The 19,651-nt window shown below is 61.4% G+C and carries 17 protein-coding genes and 4 pseudogenes; 8 read left to right on the forward strand and 13 right to left on the reverse strand.

Annotation, left to right across the window (positions count from 1 at the left end; genetic code table 11):
- Nucleotides 1-41: 41 nt before the first annotated feature.
- The 3 genes from TQ38_RS28685 to TQ38_RS28695 form a co-directional block, all read right to left on the reverse strand.
- Complete coding sequence (locus tag TQ38_RS28685) at nucleotides 42-893, reverse strand: DUF1838 family protein (RefSeq protein ID WP_043980982.1); 852 nt, start codon at nucleotides 891-893, stop codon at nucleotides 42-44.
- Between the two features lie 57 nt (nucleotides 894-950).
- Complete coding sequence (locus TQ38_RS28690) at nucleotides 951-1,964, reverse strand: DUF1838 family protein (protein ID WP_113942124.1); 1,014 nt, start codon at nucleotides 1,962-1,964, stop codon at nucleotides 951-953.
- 84 nt (nucleotides 1,965-2,048) lie between these two features.
- Nucleotides 2,049-4,598, reverse strand: a complete 2,550-nt coding sequence (locus TQ38_RS28695; protein ID WP_113942125.1) for a TonB-dependent receptor — start codon at nucleotides 4,596-4,598, stop codon at nucleotides 2,049-2,051.
- 477 nt (nucleotides 4,599-5,075) lie between these two features.
- Here TQ38_RS28695 and TQ38_RS28700 point away from each other — a divergent pair, with 477 nt between their 5' ends.
- The 6 genes and pseudogenes from TQ38_RS28700 to TQ38_RS31210 form a co-directional block, all read left to right on the forward strand.
- Nucleotides 5,076-5,705 carry a GntR family transcriptional regulator gene (locus TQ38_RS28700; RefSeq protein ID WP_113942126.1) on the forward strand — a complete coding sequence of 210 codons (630 nt, stop codon included), beginning with the start codon at nucleotides 5,076-5,078 and terminating at the stop codon, nucleotides 5,703-5,705.
- A gap of 162 nt (nucleotides 5,706-5,867) precedes the next feature.
- Nucleotides 5,868-6,014 (forward strand): annotated as a pseudogene (locus TQ38_RS30755) (IS5/IS1182 family transposase); the annotation flags it as partial.
- Between the two features lie 59 nt (nucleotides 6,015-6,073).
- Nucleotides 6,074-6,934 (forward strand): beta-ketoacyl synthase N-terminal-like domain-containing protein, encoded by an 861-nt coding sequence (locus TQ38_RS28710; protein WP_052506088.1) that lies wholly within the window; start codon nucleotides 6,074-6,076, stop codon nucleotides 6,932-6,934.
- Nucleotides 6,915-8,000: a MarR family transcriptional regulator gene (locus tag TQ38_RS28715; RefSeq protein WP_043981276.1), complete on the forward strand. Its 1,086-nt coding sequence runs from the start codon at nucleotides 6,915-6,917 to the stop codon at nucleotides 7,998-8,000. The genes TQ38_RS28710 and TQ38_RS28715 overlap by 20 nt, the downstream gene beginning before the upstream one ends.
- Nucleotides 8,000-8,914 carry a hypothetical protein gene (locus tag TQ38_RS28720; protein ID WP_043981274.1) on the forward strand — a complete coding sequence of 305 codons (915 nt, stop codon included), beginning with the start codon at nucleotides 8,000-8,002 and terminating at the stop codon, nucleotides 8,912-8,914. The genes TQ38_RS28715 and TQ38_RS28720 overlap by 1 nt, the downstream gene beginning before the upstream one ends.
- Before the next feature lie 473 nt (nucleotides 8,915-9,387).
- Nucleotides 9,388-9,513, forward strand: a pseudogene (locus TQ38_RS31210) (IS110 family transposase); the annotation flags it as partial.
- Nucleotides 9,514-9,752: 239 nt separating this feature from the next.
- Here the strand turns inward: TQ38_RS31210 and TQ38_RS28735 are convergent.
- Nucleotides 9,753-10,700 (reverse strand): IS110 family transposase, encoded by a 948-nt coding sequence (locus tag TQ38_RS28735; protein ID WP_043981269.1) that lies wholly within the window; start codon nucleotides 10,698-10,700, stop codon nucleotides 9,753-9,755.
- A gap of 569 nt (nucleotides 10,701-11,269) precedes the next feature.
- Between TQ38_RS28735 and TQ38_RS28740 the strand changes: the two genes are divergently transcribed.
- On the forward strand, nucleotides 11,270-12,577 hold the full coding sequence (locus TQ38_RS28740; protein WP_043981278.1) for a chloride channel protein: 1,308 nt from the start codon (nucleotides 11,270-11,272) through the stop codon (nucleotides 12,575-12,577).
- Between the two features lie 180 nt (nucleotides 12,578-12,757).
- On the opposite strand, the gene TQ38_RS28745 is transcribed toward TQ38_RS28740, so the two are convergent.
- The 7 genes from TQ38_RS28745 to TQ38_RS28775 form a co-directional block, all read right to left on the reverse strand.
- Complete coding sequence (locus tag TQ38_RS28745) at nucleotides 12,758-14,134, reverse strand: ISKra4 family transposase (protein WP_162792467.1); 1,377 nt, start codon at nucleotides 14,132-14,134, stop codon at nucleotides 12,758-12,760.
- Complete coding sequence (locus TQ38_RS28750) at nucleotides 14,106-14,762, reverse strand: plasmid pRiA4b ORF-3 family protein (protein WP_043978815.1); 657 nt, start codon at nucleotides 14,760-14,762, stop codon at nucleotides 14,106-14,108. The genes TQ38_RS28745 and TQ38_RS28750 overlap by 29 nt, the downstream gene beginning before the upstream one ends.
- A 25-nt stretch (nucleotides 14,763-14,787) precedes the next feature.
- A complete protein-coding gene (locus TQ38_RS28755; RefSeq protein WP_043978814.1) occupies nucleotides 14,788-14,970 on the reverse strand; it encodes a hypothetical protein in 183 nt (60 codons plus the stop codon).
- Nucleotides 14,971-15,141: 171 nt separating this feature from the next.
- Nucleotides 15,142-15,966, reverse strand: coding sequence for an SDR family oxidoreductase (locus TQ38_RS28760; protein WP_043978813.1), 825 nt, complete (start codon nucleotides 15,964-15,966; stop codon nucleotides 15,142-15,144).
- A gap of 26 nt (nucleotides 15,967-15,992) precedes the next feature.
- Nucleotides 15,993-16,331 (reverse strand): hypothetical protein, encoded by a 339-nt coding sequence (locus TQ38_RS28765; RefSeq protein WP_043978812.1) that lies wholly within the window; start codon nucleotides 16,329-16,331, stop codon nucleotides 15,993-15,995.
- Nucleotides 16,328-17,515: an aromatic ring-hydroxylating dioxygenase subunit alpha gene (locus TQ38_RS28770; RefSeq protein ID WP_043978811.1), complete on the reverse strand. Its 1,188-nt coding sequence runs from the start codon at nucleotides 17,513-17,515 to the stop codon at nucleotides 16,328-16,330. Before TQ38_RS28770 ends, TQ38_RS28765 begins: the two co-directional genes overlap by 4 nt.
- 112 nt (nucleotides 17,516-17,627) lie before the next feature.
- Nucleotides 17,628-18,200, reverse strand: a complete 573-nt coding sequence (locus tag TQ38_RS28775) for a TetR/AcrR family transcriptional regulator (protein ID WP_043978809.1) — start codon at nucleotides 18,198-18,200, stop codon at nucleotides 17,628-17,630.
- Nucleotides 18,201-18,485: 285 nt separating this feature from the next.
- On the opposite strand from TQ38_RS28775, the pseudogene TQ38_RS30355 reads away from it, so the two are divergent.
- Nucleotides 18,486-18,626: pseudogene (locus TQ38_RS30355) on the forward strand (transposase domain-containing protein); the annotation flags it as partial.
- Nucleotides 18,627-18,743: 117 nt separating this feature from the next.
- Here TQ38_RS30355 and TQ38_RS31605 read toward each other — a convergent pair.
- A pseudogene (locus tag TQ38_RS31605) lies at nucleotides 18,744-19,010 on the reverse strand (hypothetical protein); the annotation flags it as partial.
- A gap of 324 nt (nucleotides 19,011-19,334) precedes the next feature.
- Nucleotides 19,335-19,613 carry a hypothetical protein gene (locus tag TQ38_RS30360; RefSeq protein ID WP_162792468.1) on the reverse strand — a complete coding sequence of 93 codons (279 nt, stop codon included), beginning with the start codon at nucleotides 19,611-19,613 and terminating at the stop codon, nucleotides 19,335-19,337.
- Between the last annotated feature and the right edge of the window lie 38 nt (nucleotides 19,614-19,651).

Here is a 19,651-nt window from a genome sequence, read left to right on the forward strand (position 1 = left end):
GATGGATGGGGGAGCGGCCAAGGCGCTCCCCCCTACTTGCGTCAGCCGTTCCAGAGCGGATCGAGCAGCGCCCCAGGGTCGTCTAGGAAAGCGGGAAACTGCTTGCGCGTAGCGACCGTCCAGCGGTCCGGGAGGTCTTTCAGAGTCACCCCGTACCGGCCGCTGCCGATGGCGGTGAGGTGGCCGGGATGCCCAGCCATGTCCATCCACGGCCGCCAATCGACCACGTTGGTGAAGCTGGTGAGGCACGGAACCCGCGCCACGTCGGTCCGCTGCAGATCGGCGGTACGGGCGTGCAGGGTGACCATCTCGCTATAATTGAATCCCGGCGTTCCGGGAGGCGCTGGCATGCCGACGCGCGTCACTTCGGTGATCCAGGTGTCGTCGCCGCGCACTTCGGGTACCTTGATGACGTGGTCGAAACGGGTCCCGGGCAAGAGTTTGGGGACTTCCAGTTCCAGCGTCGGCAACAGCGTGAGCCGGCTTGGCGGCAGGTTGTTGCGCGGATCGGTCATCCACTTGCCGGTGTAGGGATTGAGGAAGCGACCGGCCGCCTCGCCGGTCCCTGGATCGAGGAAATGGGCGATCTCACCGGTAACGCCGTCGTAGCCGCCGTTCGGCCGCTTGCGATAGCGCGCGAAGGTGGCGCCGACCACATCCCATAGCGGAGTGACTTCGGCGCCCACGACCCCGAAATAGCTGCCACTGACGTAGCCGATCACCAGTCGTTCATCGAGCGCGGCCCGCATCATCATGTAGGAGCGGAAGCGCCCTTCCGGAGTGCCTGCCACCGGTGCGGCAACCCGTGTCCTGGCGAGGGTCGCGGTGGACGTGGCCCCAAGCGCCAGCCCGGCGCTGACCAGTTTCACGGCGTCGCGTCTTCCCAGCTTCATGCCAACCATCCTTTCCTCAAACAACGAAGGGCACCGACTTGGCCGGCGCCCTTCCCGTCACTTCGCGGTGGCCGGCAGCGGGCCGACCGCCTTGGGCGGCTGCGGCGGGTTCCATCCCGCGGGCACTGGCGACGGCGTCTGTTCACGCGCGAAGTTCTCCAGGCTCGACAGCGACGGACCGTAATCCTCGGTCGGCGCATGCAGCCACTTCTCGTCCATCGCACGCGCAGCGGCGACGATGTCCGGTGCCAGTTCGCGCTCGCCGTCCACCGAGCCGTAGCTGGTGACGCAATTGATGTGGCCCTGGGCCTGGCCCATCATCATCCACGGCAGCCACGGGGTGATGCGGGTCCACGAACCGACATGCGGGATGTGGGTCAGGCGCGTGTTCGCCACGTCTTCACGCTTCATGTAGTACGTGAAGTATTCCGAGACTCGGTTCATCCAGCCCGAGGATTCCCGCACCCATTTGTCGGGACGCAGGGCATTAGGATAGTAAAGGTCGATGCGGGTGTTCAGCAGGATCATACCGCCTGGCGCTTCCTGCCAGTCGAGCAGCAGCGGGCGACGCGGCGGCTTGTCCTGATTGAGGCCACCGTAGGATGGTGGCTCGGGTTCGAATTCGCTGATTGTGAAGTTGAACGGATCGTTGGCGATCGGGACGACCTTGACGTCCTCGTTAGTGTAGGGGTTGCGCCACGTCTCCAGGATCTTGCCGGTCTCGAGGTCGCGATAGAACACGATCTCGCGCAGCAGCTTGCGCCAGCTGCCGTCATCCAGCTTCTGCAGGCGAGTGAAGCTGAAGCCCTCGACGTCGAACAGCGGGCGAACCTTCTCGTTCTCACGCACGCCCATCGCCCGCCCCTTGATCCAGCCGCACTTCTCCTTGCTGGTATCGGTATCGCCATCAAGGCGCGCGAAAGTATCGCGGTTCCACTTGGGATCCTTGAAGTCGATCTTGCCCGCACCCTTGCCGGTCGCCGACGCGGCCAGTGCCGGAACGGCGGTGAGGCCGGCAGCGAGCGCGGCAAAGCCGAACCCTTCGCGGCGGGTAAGTTTGAAGTCACTCATTACTCGATGTTCCTGGCTGCCAGATTGAAGCGGAAACGCCCGGCAGGCACGAACGCCATGTTCGTGCCTGCCGGTTGGAAAAGGTCAGAACTTGTAGCCGGCAGTCACCCCCATGCGGCGGCTTTCGCCGAGGTAGACCTCGTAAGGGAAGAACGCGAAGGGGATCCCCGCGCGCGGCTGGCCGATGGCATTGGCGGTGTAGGTCACGTCGAACAGGTTGTTCGCCCAGAACGCGATGCTGTAGCGCTCGCTTTCTACCCCCAGGCGGACATTGGTCAGCGTGCGCGCACCGAACGATGTCAGGTTCGTGGCATCGGCATAAGTCTGCCCCGACCGCGACACATCGACCCGCCCGGTCATCTTCCAGTCCTCGCCGAGCGGCACGTCGGCAGCGGCGTGGACGTTCCACTGCAGCTTGACCGACCGTGCCGGCCGCCGTCCTTCGAGCGAAGTGGCGGCGCGCTTTCCGCTGGGCGTGTCGACGATGATCACATCCGGGCAACCGGGCGCAGCGGTTGCGGTAACGCCTGAGCCGACCAGACAGGTGGTGGCGGAATCATACGCGCCGGCCTGGAACTTCGGGTCGGAGTAGACGACGCTGCCGCCGATGCTGAGCTGGTCGATCAGCCGCAGGTCGGCCTGGACCTCGAAGCCGTCGGTCTTGAGATCGCCGGCGTTGCGGACGATCGCGTTGGCTCCCTGCGAGGTCGGGTTGTTGGTGAAGGCAGTGATCTGCGCGTTGCTCCAGTCGATATGGAAGTAGCTGGCGTTCAACTGCAGGCGCCGGTCGAACAGCTGCGACTTCACGCCGGCCTCGTAGGTCCAGTTACTTTCCTCCTGGTACGCTACTTCCTCGGCAAGGATGCCCGTCGGGCTGACCGCATTGCCGGTGTTGAAGCCGCCGGAACGGATCCCCTTGGCAGCCGATGCATAGAAGAAGATGTCCGGGGTCGCCTGATAATCCAAAGTGAAGCGCGGGGCGAAGCTGTTGAAGGTGCGCGCGAACTGCGGCCCGGCCACCGGGAACACGCCCGCTTCCGGGATCGTCGTGCCATCGATCGGCTGGTTGAATCCCGGCTGTGCCAGCGGATTGAGGACGGAGAACACCTGCGCCCGCTTGCGGTCGCTGTTGTAGCGACCCTCGGCGCTGGCCCGTAGGTCACCCAGGCGATACGACAGCGATCCGAACACCGACATGGTCTTGGTGCTGGCGCGGCTGTAGGTAGCGAACAGCTGGTTGTTCGCCCAGTCGTTGGTCAGAAACGGGTTGGTGCTGAAATCATAGCCGCCGAAGCCAATCGGTGCCGGATTGATCGGTGGACTCACTTGCACCACCCGCTCGTTCGCCGCCAGCCCGGACCTGTCTGCGCCCAGGCCGAGCGCCGCCAGCGGGATGCGCGAACTGAAGTAGCTGATGCCGGACAGCCACTGGAACGGCGCATCGGTGTCCGACTGCAGGCGAACTTCCTGGCTAAACGTGCGCACCCGTTCACGACCGGAAGTCACCAGGTTGACGTTGGTGGTTCTGCTGTAGGCACCCGCCGGGAAGCAGGCGATGCCCGCGGTGCACACGCCCACGAACGAGCCCAGCGAACTGCCGTCGTAGTCGTTGTAAGTGCGGTTCTCGGCACCGGTGAACGCAGTAATGCTGGTGGCCGAAACGCCAGAACGGCGCCAGTTCAGGTTCAACGACACCTGCCGAGTCCGCGCTGTGGTGTCGGGCAGGTTGGGCGACAGGTCGCTCGTTTCCGGCGTGGTCAGGGGCCCGCAGTAGCGCGTGCGCAAACCGGTCGCGGCGTTGACGTTGCCACAGTTGAAGATCGAGATTGGCAACACGCTCGACGGGGTCAGTTCGGTCTTGGAGTGGGTCACGAAGCCCGATAGCAGCGCGGTCAGTTCCGGCGTCGGCCGGAACTCGATAGCTCCGCTCAACGCGTACTTCTCGGTACCGCCCAGTTTGTCGTTCCGGTTCGCGGCGTTCTTGCCGTAGCCGTCGTAGGACAGGTAGCCGCCCCCGACCCGCACCGATAGGGTCTCGGTCAGCGGCGCCGAAATGCTGCCGCGAAGGCGATAGTCCTCGTTGGTGCCAACGGTGCCTTGGACGTTGCCCTCGAACCGGTCGACCGGTGCACGCGTGGCGATCGACAGTGCGCCCGCGAACGTCGAGCGACCGAACAGCGCACTCTGCGGCCCGCGCGCCACTTCTATGCTGCCGACGTCGAGCACCGAGATGATGTCGATGGTGTTGCGGCTGGTCTGGTAGATGCCGTCGATGAAGACGCCCACGTTGGCCTCGACGTTCAGGTCGTTGGTGGTGTTGGCCGGTGCCTGGCCGCGGATGTAGACCATCTGCAGAGTGCCGCCGGCGATCGAGGTGATCGCGATGCCCGGCGTCGAATTGGTCAGGTCGTTCAGGTTGCTGATGTTACGCTTCTCGAGGTCCTCCGCCGAATATGCGGTGATCGCGATCGGAACTTTCTGGACGCTTTCTTGCCGTAACCGTGCCCCGGTGACGACGATGTCGCCGAGCGGCTCCTCGCTGGCGGACTGGGCGAATGCCGGCATCGCCGCGCAGTTGATCGCAAGTGCAATCGACGAAACCAGGCCGTGCCGAAGAGTATCGAACCGTATCATGCTGCTTTCCCCTGTTTATAAGCCACCATCTGTTCCCCTGACGGCCATATTATCGCGCCGCATCTATGCGCGGCTTGGGCGAAAGGTCTCCCTCACCACCCTTTCCCGGAAGAGATTGTGTACGTTCCATCCGACTGGCGGTTATAAATGGGGAACGATCATCGGACGGTCAGCCGGTCCGAAGCTGATTTGGCATGGAAATTCCTCCCTCCTGCTATCAGTTTTTTGGTGCGGCCTTCGTGCATCGAAGCAATGCCCGGTGCGTCTGCGTAAAGCGACCGACATAAAGCCATTGGTTCAATCAAACTCCGTTCATCGCAATTTTGAATACGAAATTGATAGATAGGCTGATTGCGTCGAGCTAAGTCCGTGTCGCATCAAGTGAGGTCAGCAAGTGGATTTTGTCCGCGTTCGAACGTAGGCCGGGCATGCCGCAGTGGTTTTGCGAAGCTGGCGGCCCCAACAGGTAGGACGAAGATGTCAAAGGCGAGTGACCGGGCTTATCATGCGGTTCGCACTAGGATCCTGGATGGCAGCCTGGCGCCGGGAACCCAGGTGCGCGAGGAGGACGTCGCGACCGCGTGCGCGATTTCCCGTACCCCAGTGCGCGAGGCGATCCGGCGGCTTGAGGGCGAGAAGCTGATCGAGCGGGATCGGCAGCGGTCCTATGTGCGGATCTGGTCCGAGACGGCGATGAAGGACGTGTTCGCATTGCGGCTGATGGTCGAGCCCTATGTCGCCGAGCGCGTGGCGTTGCTCATCGGGCCGGACGACATTGACCGCCTCAAGCGCACCAGCGAACTCTACCGGTTCGCGATCACGCAGACCGATCCCGACATCGCGACGATCGTCGATCAAAACACCACTTTCCATCAGGTGTTGCTTGAAGTGACCAGATCCGAGGTACTGGAGATCGTGCTGGAACGCTTGGTCGCGGTCCCGATCGTGCCGCAGACCCTGCGGCGCTATAGTCGTGCCCAGCTTGAAAAAGCGCTAACCGACCACAACGAACTCATCGCAGCATTTGAGATCAAGGACCCCTCATGGGCAAGCACAATCATGAAAAATCACATTTACCGTGCTCAGAACGCTTTTTTTGCAACGTAGTCTTGAGATCAGTAGCCGCTGCGATTTTGCGACTAGCATTTTAATTTATCTCGGCAGATCCGAAATCTGAGAGCCTGACCGGAGAGTTATTGAGCGATACTAGCCATTTGTGATTCACGGCGTTCTTGCGAAGAGATGGGGAGATCGATGGCATGAACTTGCATCGCTCGACAGGAGCATGGCCGACGAGGGCAGCGTTATTCAAGTGTTAGGACGCATCGCGAGTGGCAGCTGGCAGCGCCGTTCATTCCTCCCGCGAAGCGTGGCGGGCGGCGTCGGACCACCGACATGCGCGAGGTGATGAACGCGTAGCTCTACATTGCCGCGATCAGCTGCGCCTGGGCCGCCGGGGCGAACCCGAGGAAATCATGGCCGAACAGGCGATACGCCTGGCCCTGACCGACGCCGGATTGTCCTACGACCAGGTGCAGCAGGCCTTCGCGGGGTATGTCTACGGCGATTCCACGGCGGGCCAGTCGGCGCTGTACCGGGTCGGGATCACAGGCATTCCTATCGTCAACGTCAACAAGAACTGCGCGACCGGATCAACCGCCCTCTACCTTGCCCGGCAGATGATCGCGCTGGGCGCGGCAGACTGCGTGCTGGCGGTCGGCTTCAAGCAGATGGTGCCGGGCGCTTTGGGCATGGTCTTCAATGACCGCAAGCGCACGCTCGACCTTGGACTCTCCCGGCCGGACGAGATACAGGGCACCGACCTTGACGTGCCGTTCGCGGCGCAGCAGTTCGGCGGTGCGGAGCTGGATCATCAGGCCCGCTACGGCACCAGCGACGAAGCCTTCGCCATGATCAGCGTCAAGGCCCGCCGCCATGCCGCCAACAATCCGATGGCCCTGCTGCGCGCACCGCTTTCGTTGGAGGAGGTCATGGGATCGAAGCATCTGTTCGGTCCGATCACCCGTTTCCAGGCCTGCCCGCCGACTTGCGGTGCCGCAGCGGCCGTGCTGGTGTCCGCAGACTTTGCCGCCCGTCACGCGATCGACAGCTCGGTCGAAATCGTCGCGCAGGCGCTTACTAGCGACATGCCAGGCACTTTCAAGGACGGCTCGATGATCGACGTGGTCGGCTTTGGAATGGCCCGCGAAGCCGCGCGGCAGGTCTACGAAGCGGCAGGTCCAAATTTGCTGCACAGCGAATATTGCTTATTTGTCGAATATTCGATAAAGGGGCGTTATTCACTGGTGGTCGAATATGAGAAATTTCGAGATTGAAGAAGGACAGCTGCTCGACGAGCTGAGCCGTGCCGTCTCGGCACTGCCCGGCGCATCGGTGCAGGAGCGCCTTTGTGAAGAGCGATCCGGTGGTCGATATGCCCCAGATGGCCTGCTCGATGTGCGTCTCAATCACCACCACTTCGAACTCGTGGTGGAGGCCAAGCGCGAGCTTTTTCCCCGCGATGTTCGTCAGCAGATCTGGCAGCTCCGCGACTATCTCGACCATATGGGCGGATCAGGCGAGAAGATCCCGATGCTGATCGCAGGCGCGATCTCGAAGGGCGCACGCGATATCCTCCAGCAGGAAGGCGTCGGCTATTTCGACCCCGGTGGCTCGCTCTTCGTCCCGTCGTCGGGTGCCTATGTGCTGATCGACCGCCCCCCGCCCAAAAAGGCGGGCCGCGCCCTCGGTTCGATCTTTCAGGGACAGCGCGCACGCATCGTCCAGGCGGTTGTCGAGGCCGCGCCCAACTGGGTCAGCGTGAAGGATCTGGCGGAGGAGACCGGCGTGTCGCCGGCAACCGCGTCGGAGACCCTGACCGAGATGGAGCGGCGGGATTGGCTTGAGGTGGATGGGGCGGGGCCTGCCAAGATGCGCCGGCTGCGCGAGCGAGGTCCCGTTCTCGATGAGTGGGCTCGCCTGATCGGCGATCAGAAGCCGCCTCGAATTGAGCGCTATTATGTCCCGGGCGGAGATGCCGGCGAGCTTGCGCGACGGCTCGACGCGGCTTGCCACGACGTAGGTGCCCAATATGCGGTGACGGCCGAGGCGGCCGCGCAAGCCTATGCGCCCTATCTCTCCGCGATCTCTCAGCTCCGGTGTCGGATCCAGAGCGGACGCCTTCACAGCGAGGTCCTCTCGCGTCTCGACGCCCGGCCCGTGTCTGAGGGCTGGAACCTTGGCGTGATCGAGGAGGCCGGCAAGCGCGACATTGCTGTGGGCGAGCGGATCGACGGCATTGCCTATGCGCCACCGGTTCAGGTCTATCTCGATCTCTTGCAGGGGTCCGGTCGAGCCAGGGAAATGGCCGACCACCTCCGCGCCCAGCGACTGGCAGGATAATGACGAAACCCAATACCTTTGCCGCCTACGACAGCGGCGTCACCGAAGCGGCAGAGCGCGTGCTCGTCACACTCCTTCGGGGCTTCGGGCCCTGGAAGGACACCGTCTTCCTCGTGGGCGGCCTGACACCGCGCTACCTTGTTGCCGCGCGGCCACCGGAGGTGCCCCTGCATGCCGGCACCGGCGACGTGGATGTCGTCGTCGACGTGGCAATCCTGACCGACACCGAAGCCTATAGCACGCTGGAGGAGAACCTTCATGCGATGGGGTTCGATCGCGGGACCAACGACAAGGGCGTGAAGGTCTCCTGGCGCTGGGAGGCGCGTCTGGAGACGGGCGCGACCATGATCCTCGAATTCCTCGCCGAGCATCCCGAACTTGGCGGCGGCAAGGTCAAGGTGCTCCCGACCGAGGGCAACGTTTCCGCGCTCAACATCCCGCATGCGTCAATGGTGTTCGACCTGCACGACAAAACCGAGCTCACTGCCGAATTGCTGGGCGGGGGCGGGCTGGCCACCGAGACGGTGCGCTATGCGAACATCGTCAGCTTCACCTGCCTCAAGGCCTTTGCCTTCGATCACCGCAATGCGCGCAAGGACGCGCACGACCTCGTCTATTGCCTCGAGCATCATCCGGGCGGGCTCGATGAGGCGATCGACGCCTTCAAGGTAGCCTTGGCGGGGCCGCATGCCGATGCGGTGCAGGAGGCGCTCGCGAAGTTGAAGACGCGCTTCGTTCATGACGATCCCGATCAATCATACCGCCGCGATGGGCCGGTCGCTGTCGCACGCTTCGAGGATAACGATGGGGATGCTGGCGACAACGAGGAAGTGCGGGATCTGCGTATCCTGCGCCAACGGCGGGTCGCGGATCTGATGGGCAAGTTTCTCGGCGCACTGGCGTCAGGCGGGTGAGACGAGCCAGCCTCCCTTCACGCCCACGGATAGCCTGATCCCATGGCATCCGCGACCAAGGCACGATCGCGTGCTGGCCCCTCTGTCGAACCGGCACTGCACTCTGTGGCTGGGCAGTGCGAACGCCACGCGGCGAGCCTGGTCGGGCAGGAATGCTGAAGCTACGCTAGAGCTGCGGATCACGGAAGCTATCGAGGCTGGGTTGAAGGCTCTCGTCGGCACCGCACGATGTGTTCCTGTACCTGAAATAGCGCTCGAGCCCGACGCCGCGGCGCAGGAAGAGGAGGAGCTGGGACGGGCGCGTGCGCAGGTGGCCGCTCGATGGAACGCGACGCTCGAACTTGACGGCAGTACGATGTTCCTTGCCCACGCCTCTGCCAGTCATCCGGGCGGCCCACATCCAGACGATGATCGCTTCTCGCTTGATGTCGGCACGTTGATCGGGGACCTGCATCAATGGCCGCGCGGAGTAGGCACAGGCGATCGCCGGCCGAACCGGGCCCCGCAAAGCGAAAGTCGCGCTGGCCAGAAAGCTTGCGGTAACATTGCATGCAATGTGGCGAACCAACACGGCATTCCGGGAGGTGGCCATGGCCTGACTGAGATCTGGAAGAATGCGCTGAACTCAAGCGTGACAGAATGCGTCTGGCTGGACGCTTATCGAGGGTGAGATCGCTCCCATTAGTGCGGCACGGACCGCGCACACCACTTAGATTCACCCTACTTTGAACGCTAGCATGCGGCGTCCCGCGCGACGACCGCGGAGAGAACCCTAGAACCCAGCACGCGTCGGACGAACCGCAAAAGTTCAGCTGTTGACGGTGGCGATTAGTTTCCGTTATGCGCAAGCACGATCGGCGATCCATAATCTATCGGCTTTGATAAGGGCATTTGCCATCACGACGAGCTTGCGCATCAACGTGACGACGGCGACCTTTGGTGGCTTTCCGGCGTTGATGAGGCTTTGATATTTGGCTTTGAGGTCTGGGTTGTAGCGGGCAGCGACAAGGGCCGGCATGTAAAGCGCACGTCGAACATTGGCCCTTCCACCCTGGATGAAGCTGCGCCCTTTCCATTGTCCCGATTGGCGAGTGACAGGAGCAAGGCCAGCGAGGGAAGCAGCTTGCTTGGGATCGAGCGCGCCCAGTTCGGGCATAGTGGCAACCAGTTGATCGGCGGTACGTATGCCGACGCCAGCAATGCTAGAGATAATTTGGTGGCGGCGCGCCAGCGCCGGGTCAGCCGCGATGCCCGCAGCAATTTCTGCATCAACCTGCTCGATATGCCTGTCGATCTGGGCTAGACGATGCTTATACTGCCGCTTGAGCAGCGGCACCGTCAGGTTCTTTGCTTGATTCTGGATGGCAATCTTATCGCGGATCAGGCCATCGCGAGCGCTGATTAACTCGGCGAGCCTAGCCTGTTGCGGCGTAGTTGCCGGGCGGATCGGAGGCTGAAGTGTCGTGGCCATGCGAGCCAGGATCGCCGCGTCAATCTTGTCGGTTTTGGCGAGCGTGCCCGCAGCCTGGGCAAACCGGCGTGCGCGGGCCGGATTCAATTTTACGCAGGGCAGATCTGTCAGCGCCTGCTCCAACTGACGGTGATACGCGCCAGTGGCTTCATAGGCGATCCGCTCGATCTGCCACTGGGCGAGCCAGCTTATCAGTTCTTTGTGCCCCTTGGCCGAATTTGCGAACTGTCGCTCACAGCCCGTGGGATGGGCAAACACATCAAGGGTTGCTTTGGAGATGTCGATGCCAACCGTTTGTGGTAGGGAGTTTTCCATCTTTTCCGCTGTCCTATTCTTGTCATCCGGGCCCGAAGCCCTGGTTTCCGTCCAGGCCTGTTGGAAAAGAAAGGGGTGATCACACTAATCGACGGCCCTCAACGACCGAGACAACTTCGATCCATCCCCTTCCGCCCGATCCGGGGTGGCCACCCCGGATCGGGCATCTCATGATGCCCCAGCAGGCGGAAATGTCATAAGACAAGAGAACGCAATGGGACACGATCGACTGCGGCGATAGCACCCGCGCCAACGCCTTAAACATATCGTGCGAATGATTGGGCACGGGCGGGCTGGAACCGGTGCCATTATTTGGTGGTTATCCCGGAGCCCGAAGTCTTCTCCTGCTCGTCGATCCGGCGGACTACCACACGGTTGCGCAAAGGGCTCAAATGCATGGCCAAACCTCCAGATTCAAAACATGATAGGGCAAGCCTGTAGTGCTGTCCGCACTCGCCAAAATTGCGGCGAGTGGGGTGGACATGCCGGTCGAAGAGACCCATGAGACCGTGAGAAGTCAGCCGTCGTATCGAGCGACCTGCATGCCAAACCGAAGGTTTAGAGACATAATGTCGTTAAAGCGCCTCCTGCCGCGCCGCGTTCGGATAGCGCTGCGAAGGCACGGACCAGAAGCACTGGTGTGGCGGCGGCGGGTGGCCATTTTGGGAGGTGCCGTTCTCGTCGGCATTGTCGCATTGCTGTTCGCGGATGTCGCGGACAGAGCAAACGGCCTATTTCATGCGTTCTTCGCACGGTGGTGGTGGGCTCCTCTATTCGCCACCCCTTTAGGTTTTGCGGGGATAGCGTGGCTTACGAACCGCTATGCACCTCTCGCAAAGGGTTCGGGCATTCCGCAGGTCATGGCCGCGACAAAAAACCCCGAAGACGCACTTTCGACCTTGGTGGCGGGCCGCACAGCGATTGCCAAGTTCATTCTTACTGCGGGCGGTCTGCTAGTCGGTGCTTCGGTTGGGCGTGAAGGCCCGACGGTCCAGATCGCTGCCGCCATAATGGGGCGAATGCATCGCCTGCTGCGCATACCTATACGATCATCAGTCTACATTGCGGGGGGCGCGGCGGGTGTCGCGGCGGCATTCAACACGCCGCTGGCCGGGGTTGCTTTCGCTATCGAGGAACTGGCGGCCGCGTACGAGCAGCGGATGACTTTACTGGTCATGGCGGCGGTCCTGATCGCCGGCATGATCAGCTTGGGCATCGCTGGCGATTACATTTATTTTGGGGCGATGCGGCAGACGCTTGGCGTCACACAAGCGATCGTCGCCGCACCGGTCGCCGGTATTGCTGGAGGTCTCGCAGGAGGGCTATTTTCTCGGTTGATGCTTGCAGCCGGAACTTCCCCGATCCGCCCAATGCTGTGGTTGCGCGCGCACCCGATAGCTTTTGCGGCCGCGTGCGGCTGTGTGGTTGCCATTCTTGGAGTCTCCACGGCCCTGACGTGGGGCACTGGGTACGAGACCGCCAATGGCATCATCACCGGCAACCGCGTCCCCTTGTGGTTCGCGCCCGCAAAGTTCGCTACGACATTGGCTACGGCCGTCTCCGGATTACCGGGCGGGATTTTCGCGCCATCGCTCTCGATTGGCGCGGGTATCGGTGATCTGCTTCGCGGCATATTCCCCGACTACCCGGCAGGAGCAGTCGTGCTGCTTGGGATGGTCGCCTATTTTACGGGCGTTGTACGCGCACCGCTAACCGCAGTCATCATTATCTCGGAAACGACTGCAAGCCGCGGCTTGATGATGCCTCTGCTCGCAGCAGCGCTCATTGGTGAGTTTGCTGCGCAACTGATCTGCAAGGAAAAGCTTTATCATGGCCTGTCGCAGCGGTTCCTGAAGTTAACACCTTCAGCCGCGTAGATCCATGAGCATCAACGCCGGCACGTCAGCCTGACTTGAGCAGGGCGGCTGCGCAAGACGGCCTGACCAAATCGGCGCGCCGGAAACGGCTGGAACTCATTCCACCTGCGCGAGATAGTGCCCGTAGCCTTGCGCTTCCATGTCTTCGCGGTGGACAAAGAGACCAGGGCAAAATGGGGGCTATGCGGCAGATTTCATATCGGGATACCAACGCTGGAAGCAACGCCGCAAATCGCCATTGAGGGTCTGGGTTCGGGTCTGGAGAAGCAGGTGGGCGCCGACCTTGGTCCAACGCATTTGCTGCTTCTTGACCATGCGGCGTGACAGGACCTGATTGACAGCCGATTCCGTGAAACCGGAAGAGATGCGTTCACCGTTGCGCCACTTGTCGCCATAATTGGTGATGAAGTCGGCATTCCTACGGATATAGACGCTGAATTCGCTAAGTGCCTTCTCGAGCTTAGCGGCGACTTCCTTATTGTCGGCGAGTTCAAGATCCCAGGTGAGCAGGTCGGCCGCTTCCGCACCGTCGACATGATTGCCCTGCCATAACAGCCATTTGATCCGAGCCAGGTCGCGGTCGATGCGATCCGAGAGATCGGTTGTATCAATGCTGACAATCGATTTGGCCATCTGCCGCATGACGGTGATCCGCATGGTGATATGGAACCAATCGAGCCAGTGCTCAGCTTCGCCATGCAGGTGCAGCTGAAGATTGCGCACGGTATCGCCGCCATCGGAAACAAAGTGAATGCTCTGCCCTCTGGCAAGGCCTTGTGCATCAAGTACAGCGCCCAATCGTCGCCGTGGTCTTGTGTCGAGCGATTGAACCATGGCGAAGCATTTGGCATCGCCTTTGTCGGGAACGCTTTTGCCGACCATCACCTCGAACCAGCCCGCCTTGCGGTTGCTGCCCTCGCGTGCATGGACATAGTCCCCGTCCAAGCCGACCGTCATAGGCGCGGGCGGCCGGTCCTTGCCGTCTGGCATAGATGACTGGGTGTTGATCATGCCAATCTCGTCACCAAGGTCGGCTTCGAGGCAATTCGCCACCCGATGCAGTTGTCGCCGGACCGACCGCGGCGATAATCGATGCTCGAGCGGCAGAATATCCGCGAGCAGATCGCATGTCAGGCCATAGGACATGAGCGAGGCCCATTTGGTCTGGAGATAGACCAGCTCAGGCGTTGACCGTTCGGGAAACAGGGCGGCGATCGGGCTGAAACTGGATCGCTTCGCGCACGCACATCGGCAGTGGTAAAGGCGCTGCGATGGAATCGTCAGCGAGCCGAACAGGGTTCGCAAGACGATATTGCTGGCGCTCTTGACCGAGCGAGGCAACGCACATGCCAGGCAAGGTTTGATCATGGTTTCGTAGTCCCTCGCCTGCGCCAGAATCATGTGTTTCTGACAAGCAGCGAGCAGCGATTTAGCCTCGTCCAGCGTCAGTCCAGCTGTCGCCGGCCCAAATCCGACACGCTCAAGGCTGGCTAGTTGATCGGTCTCGACAATCACGCCGTCGGCATCCTCAATCACCAGTTGCAAACGAAAATGCATCGTCCATCGCCTCAACCCAGGCCAGTTTTGCCGAGCGAAGGCTGGTGTTGAGCAGGGCCCTGTCGAAATGCATCCAGCGGCTCCATTCGATGACCTGCTTCGCCCGCTCCCGGAACTGTCCCGCATCCTCCAGCACCTCGTCCAATAGATCGGCGAGAAGATCGATGACCTCGAATGGGTGGCGAATGCGCTGAGGGTCGGTCATATACGATCGCCCGCTTCCGCACCATTCCGGCGGCGCTCCCCATTTGCCGCCAATGCAAATTGGCCAGAAACGCGGACGCTCGACAAGCATTACCTTCTCCAGGCGGAGCTGGCAGCGCCAGCCACCATAGTCGTAACCAATGCGTTCGCCCGGCTTCAGGCAAAAGCTCGAAAGCGGCTTTTCTGCCGTTTCGCTGAGATCGGAACCGCCATAACCCCGGCGACGACCGAACTGGGCAAGCCCGTGAATCCGAAACTCGTGCCAGCTTCGGTCGCCCCATCCCATGCACAGCTGGATCAGTAGGTGAAGCTCGTCAATTGTCATATCCGGCCGCACAAGCAATCGACGCCAAGGCGCAGGACTAACGTCAAGTAGCATCACGTGAAGCTGATAGCGATCCTCGGGATAAACCACTTTGGCCATCGCCAGCAGCTGCCCTATCCCGAGCTCAACCGCTACTCAGTTGAACTCCAGCCCCCGTTTTGCCCTGGTCTCTGAATATGCCCTGATGCGCCTCACGCATCACCGGAGACTGGTCTCTCAGGTAATCAAAATAGCCGTAGGGATCGTCGATGAACCGATCGCTGCGGAAGAAATCATGCGCTTCAAACTCGCTGGTCGTATCGTTCATGTTCTCTCCTGCGACGCGCTGCCGGCATGCTCCGGGGTCATGATCGTCTAAAAGCCCGGGCAAGTGTAACGCCGAGACGACGCGCCTTCCACCGGTTCGCCTCAGGCTCGAAGAGCATCGCCCAAACGATCCAGTCTGCTCACTACGGTCTATTGATGGCAGGTTTCTTTCTCAGGCTACCGCAGTCGCCGATCGGCCGGTACGGTAGCCGGGCTGCGCCGGTTCACCGAAAGCTGAAAGGACCTGCTCGAACCGGGCCTTGACGTCCTCTGCGTATTCGGGATGGGTGATGATGTAGGGCTCATTGGCCTCGACAGCGCGTACCACCGCGCGGCCGAGCCACACCGGCTCCATCATGTTCGCCCGGATCGCCGCTGCCCGCGCTTCGTCAAAGGAGACCGGGCCGGAAGACATAGATTCGGACATGCGGCTTCGCGTCAGCCCCGGGAACAGTGTGGAGACGCCGACGCCAGCAGGCGCGAGTTCGGCGCGTACAGCGTCGGAGAGGCCGAGCACCGCGAACTTGCTCGCTGAATAGGCTGCGAAGCTGGCGAAGGGATTGAGTCCGTTCATCGACGAAGTGTTGACGATGTGGCCCCGGCCGCGCCCGATCATGCCGGGTGCGAAAGCGGTGATCCCATGGAAGACGCCGGTCACGTTAATGCTCATCAGCCGTTCAAAATCGGCGGCGCACATCTCGACTAGGGGCCGGAAGCCCGACGAAATCCCTGCATTGTTGCAGAGCACGTCCACCGCGCCGAACCTATCCTCGGCCACTGATCTTGCCGCCGCCCAGCTGTCGGCATCAGTGACGTCGAGCTGCACAACCGCCACGTCGCTGTCGGCGGGAAGCCTGTCTGCTTCTTCCTGCGCGTATCCGACATTGATGTCGGCAAGGACGATCCTGGCGCCGCGCTCGGCGAAGGCCATCGCCATACCGCCGCCGATACCCCCACCACCCCCAGATATGAAGACGACCTTTGCGGTTACGTCCATCCCCGTTCTCCCATGCTCAAATTTGATCAGAAATCGGCTGGCGCGCGCGTCACGCGCATCGCCTCGCGCAGGGGTCGGTGCCTGTCCTCGTCGGACGCCTGCACGTCGATCGCGAGCGAGACGTGGGCATAAGTCAGGATAAGGTCGAGCAACCGGCGCTCCTCGTCATTGAGGTCACGCAGCGGCTTGGCGTCGAGTTGGCTGAGACCTGCTTCGATGAGGGGCGCACAGGCCGCATGGAACGCGGCGCGTTCGCCGGGTGGATACGCGCCTCGCACGGCAGCGCGGTCCGCCGCGGTGCGGCCTGCCCAGTTCGCAGCGAAAGGTTCGAGGGCTTCGAAACCGGCGGGAAGGTTCGCGGTCATCGCACATTCTGCGCCTGATGACGCTCCACCGCCGCGGCGACCTGCTGGTACAGGTGGCGGCACAGGACTTCCTGGGTCTGGAAGTGAATGTGCTTGAGCGCGCCGCTGCTCAGGCCCTTCTGCCCGGCCTCGATGACGGCTCGGTCCTCGGCATGGATGTCGCGCGCGGTGGCCATCAGCAATTCGCGCGCGAAGCTCTCGCTGGCGGAGGAATCCTCGCCGATCCAGTAGACCCGGATCACGCCGCGCGAGCGAGTGGCGTCGATAGGCATGATTACGTGGGAGAAATGCTGGACCGGTGAGCCGAACAGGAAGAAATTCGGGAACAGCGCGATATAGTCCTTCGCGTCGTTCAGGCCAAGACCGTTTACCGCTGCAGCCCGGCCCGCTGCTGCGTATGCCAGCATCGCGGCCGGCGGAGGTGGCGGCGCGGAGACGTTGGACCAGATCGTCTGGGTACGATGCTGTCCATGGAAGCCGTAGCGGACCGGATATCCGAACGGATTGTCCGGGCCGGTCGCTGCTCCGCCGGACCGCGGATGAATGAAGCGTAAATGGTAGTTTTCCTGAAAGTTGTCGTAAGTCAGCTTCCAATTGGCGTCGATTTCGTAGACATATTCGTGGAACGCCGTCGCACGGGCCACCAGAAACGCATCGAGCCGGTCGGCCAAGTCGCCGAGCCATTCGCGCAGCGGTGGCGGGCGGTCGGCGAAGTTGATGAAGATAAGCCCTGCACAGACCTCGACCGCCACCTTCGGCAGCGAGCAGTCCTCCTTCGCCACATGGAACTGGCCGAAGTCAGGCGCCGAGATCAGCCCACCGTCGGTGCCGAAGGTCCACATGTGATAGGGGCAACTGAACGTCGACTGCCGCCCCGCCTCTGCTTCGACCAGCTGAGTGCCCCGGTGCGTGCAGACATTGTGAAAAGCGCGGATCGCACCGTCCTTCCCCCTGACGATTAGGATCGATGCCTTTGCGAACTCAATCTCGCGGCGGATGAAGCTGCCCGGCTCAGGCAGTTCGCAGACGTGGCCGACCTCAATCCAGCTCTTCAGGAAGACGGCCTGGCGTTCAAGTTCATAAAAGTTGGGATCGTAAAACGGTTCGGCGGGAATGGGATCGGTGCCGAGCCAATCGACCTGTGATTGCGATACCGGACTGAATACAGCGGCTTGCCCTGCCATGGCGCCTTGGCTCCTCTCCATCGCGTCCGCCGGATGACTCGGCTGGTCCGCTATCAAGCCATCTTAAACACGCTTAACCGACAATTACAACACATGTGTCGAAATTGTTATCTTATCCGTCCAGCAAGCCGTCGCGCTTGAGAACACGCAGGTGCTCCTTGCTGAACCGGTCCACCACCTCGTCCACGGGCATGTCCGGCCGCACGCTACCCACGAACACGCGAGGCGCGATGAAGGCGGCGGTCAGCATGATCAGTGAGTATATCTCCGCGTCGAAGTTGTCGGACCCCGCCGCGCGCGCATCGCGAGCGATGCCTGAGACCAAGGCGTCCCAGCGCGGATAGCGTGTCCGGATGTCGCCCGGCGTCAAGAAGTCGTCGATAAACAGCTTGGCGACTTCGCTGTTTTCCAGCACGAAGCGGGTAATGTGGGCGATCCGCTCCTCGCGGGGCATCTCGTCGCTGAAGCCGCGCGTCAGTTGCTGCGCGGACCAGTCCTTGACCGCCTCGATCAGTTCCTCGCGGTGGGCAAAATGATAATAGAGCGTTGTGCGGTTGACGCCGGCCGCACGGGAAATCGCCGCCATCGACAAAGCGTCGACGCCCTTACCCGAGATCAGGCTGACGGCTGTTTCGATGATGACCTGGTGCGTCGCCTCAAACCCCTTGTTGCGTGAGCTCACCATGTCTTTTCGTATTGTCGTCAAGGTCAGACCCTTCGTGAAGCGCCGGCCTTCTAGCAGGTGATCGCAAAATGGACGAGCCTTCCCAGCCCTGTTCGAGGCTTGACCCGACCCGATGCCAAACACTCCCCACTAACACGCCCCGCCCCTGTTGTGGACGTCCCCAAGCCAAAATGACGTGCCCGAATCCGGCCGTTCATTCATCGCCTTAGAGTGGGACACCGCGTAATTGATTTAACCACCTTGGTGCATGGTACGAAGTCGCCTTGGCGCTTCAATGCAGGAGGATGGCTACGCCATGTCCTGACTGAACTGCCCCAGCGCCCTCACGACGCCGATATCGACGACCTGCTGCCATTCAACTTCGAAAGACACGCCCGACCCGCCGACGTCGTTGCGGTGGCCTGTCTCGTCCAGCGTCAACGATGATGGCCGCACTGCCTCCGGAAGCAACGTGCTACGAAATGCGCGCTTACGGTCGGTCATATACGATCGCCCGCTTCCGCACCATTCGGGCGGCGCTCTCCATTTGCCGCCAATGCAAATTGGCCCGAAACGCGGACGCTCGACAAGCATTACCTTCTCCAGGCAAAGCTGGCAGCGCCAGCCACCATAGTCGTAACCAATGCGTTCGCCCGGCGTCAGGCAAAAGCTCGAAAGCGGCTTTTTTTCGGCCGTTTCGCTGAGATCGGCACCGCCACGACCACGACGACGACCGATCTGGGCAAGCCCGTGGATCCGAACCTCGTGCCAGCTTCGGTCGCCCCACCCCATGCACAGCTGGACAAGTCGGTATAACTCCTCAATTGTCATATCCGGCCGCACAAGAAATCGACGCTAGGCCGCGGGACCAACGTCAAGCAGCATCACATGAAGTGATAGCAATCCTCGGGATAAACCACTTTGGCCATCGCCAGCAGCTGCCAGATCCCGAACTCAACCGCTACTCAGTTGAACTCCAGGCCACGTTTTGCCTTGGTTTCACAGGCAGGCAGCTTTCGGGCACGGGATTGTTAAAAGCTGCCTTTGAGCCAAAGTCACAACCGTTCGGTAGTGACCCTGCCAACGTCAAACTTCGACGCAGCGTCCATGACCGGCGATACCAACGGTCACGAACGATGATGCCGATCTGGCCTATCAAAGCGACGAGCTAATCACGCAATAAACAAGTGTCGGAACGCCAACGACGAGAATTAGCAAAGCAAGGTTTAGGTCAATAAATCCACCCAGACGGCTGAGCCTGCTGTTGGAATCAGTTTCATAATGTGTGGTCGCTTCGTCTTCTATTTCCAAAGAGGAATTGTTAGAAAAGAAGTGCTTGGGTCTTGAGCCTAGCCGCTGACGATTCTCTACGACGCGAATCCCATCGATATGGTGCGATAGGAGATGGTGCGGCTTTTCAGTAAATTCTGACATGTGCGATTCCCGCTTATTCGAGATCGCGGACGCGCTTC

Source organism: Novosphingobium sp. P6W, assembly GCF_000876675.2.
GTDB lineage: Bacteria > Pseudomonadota > Alphaproteobacteria > Sphingomonadales > Sphingomonadaceae > Novosphingobium.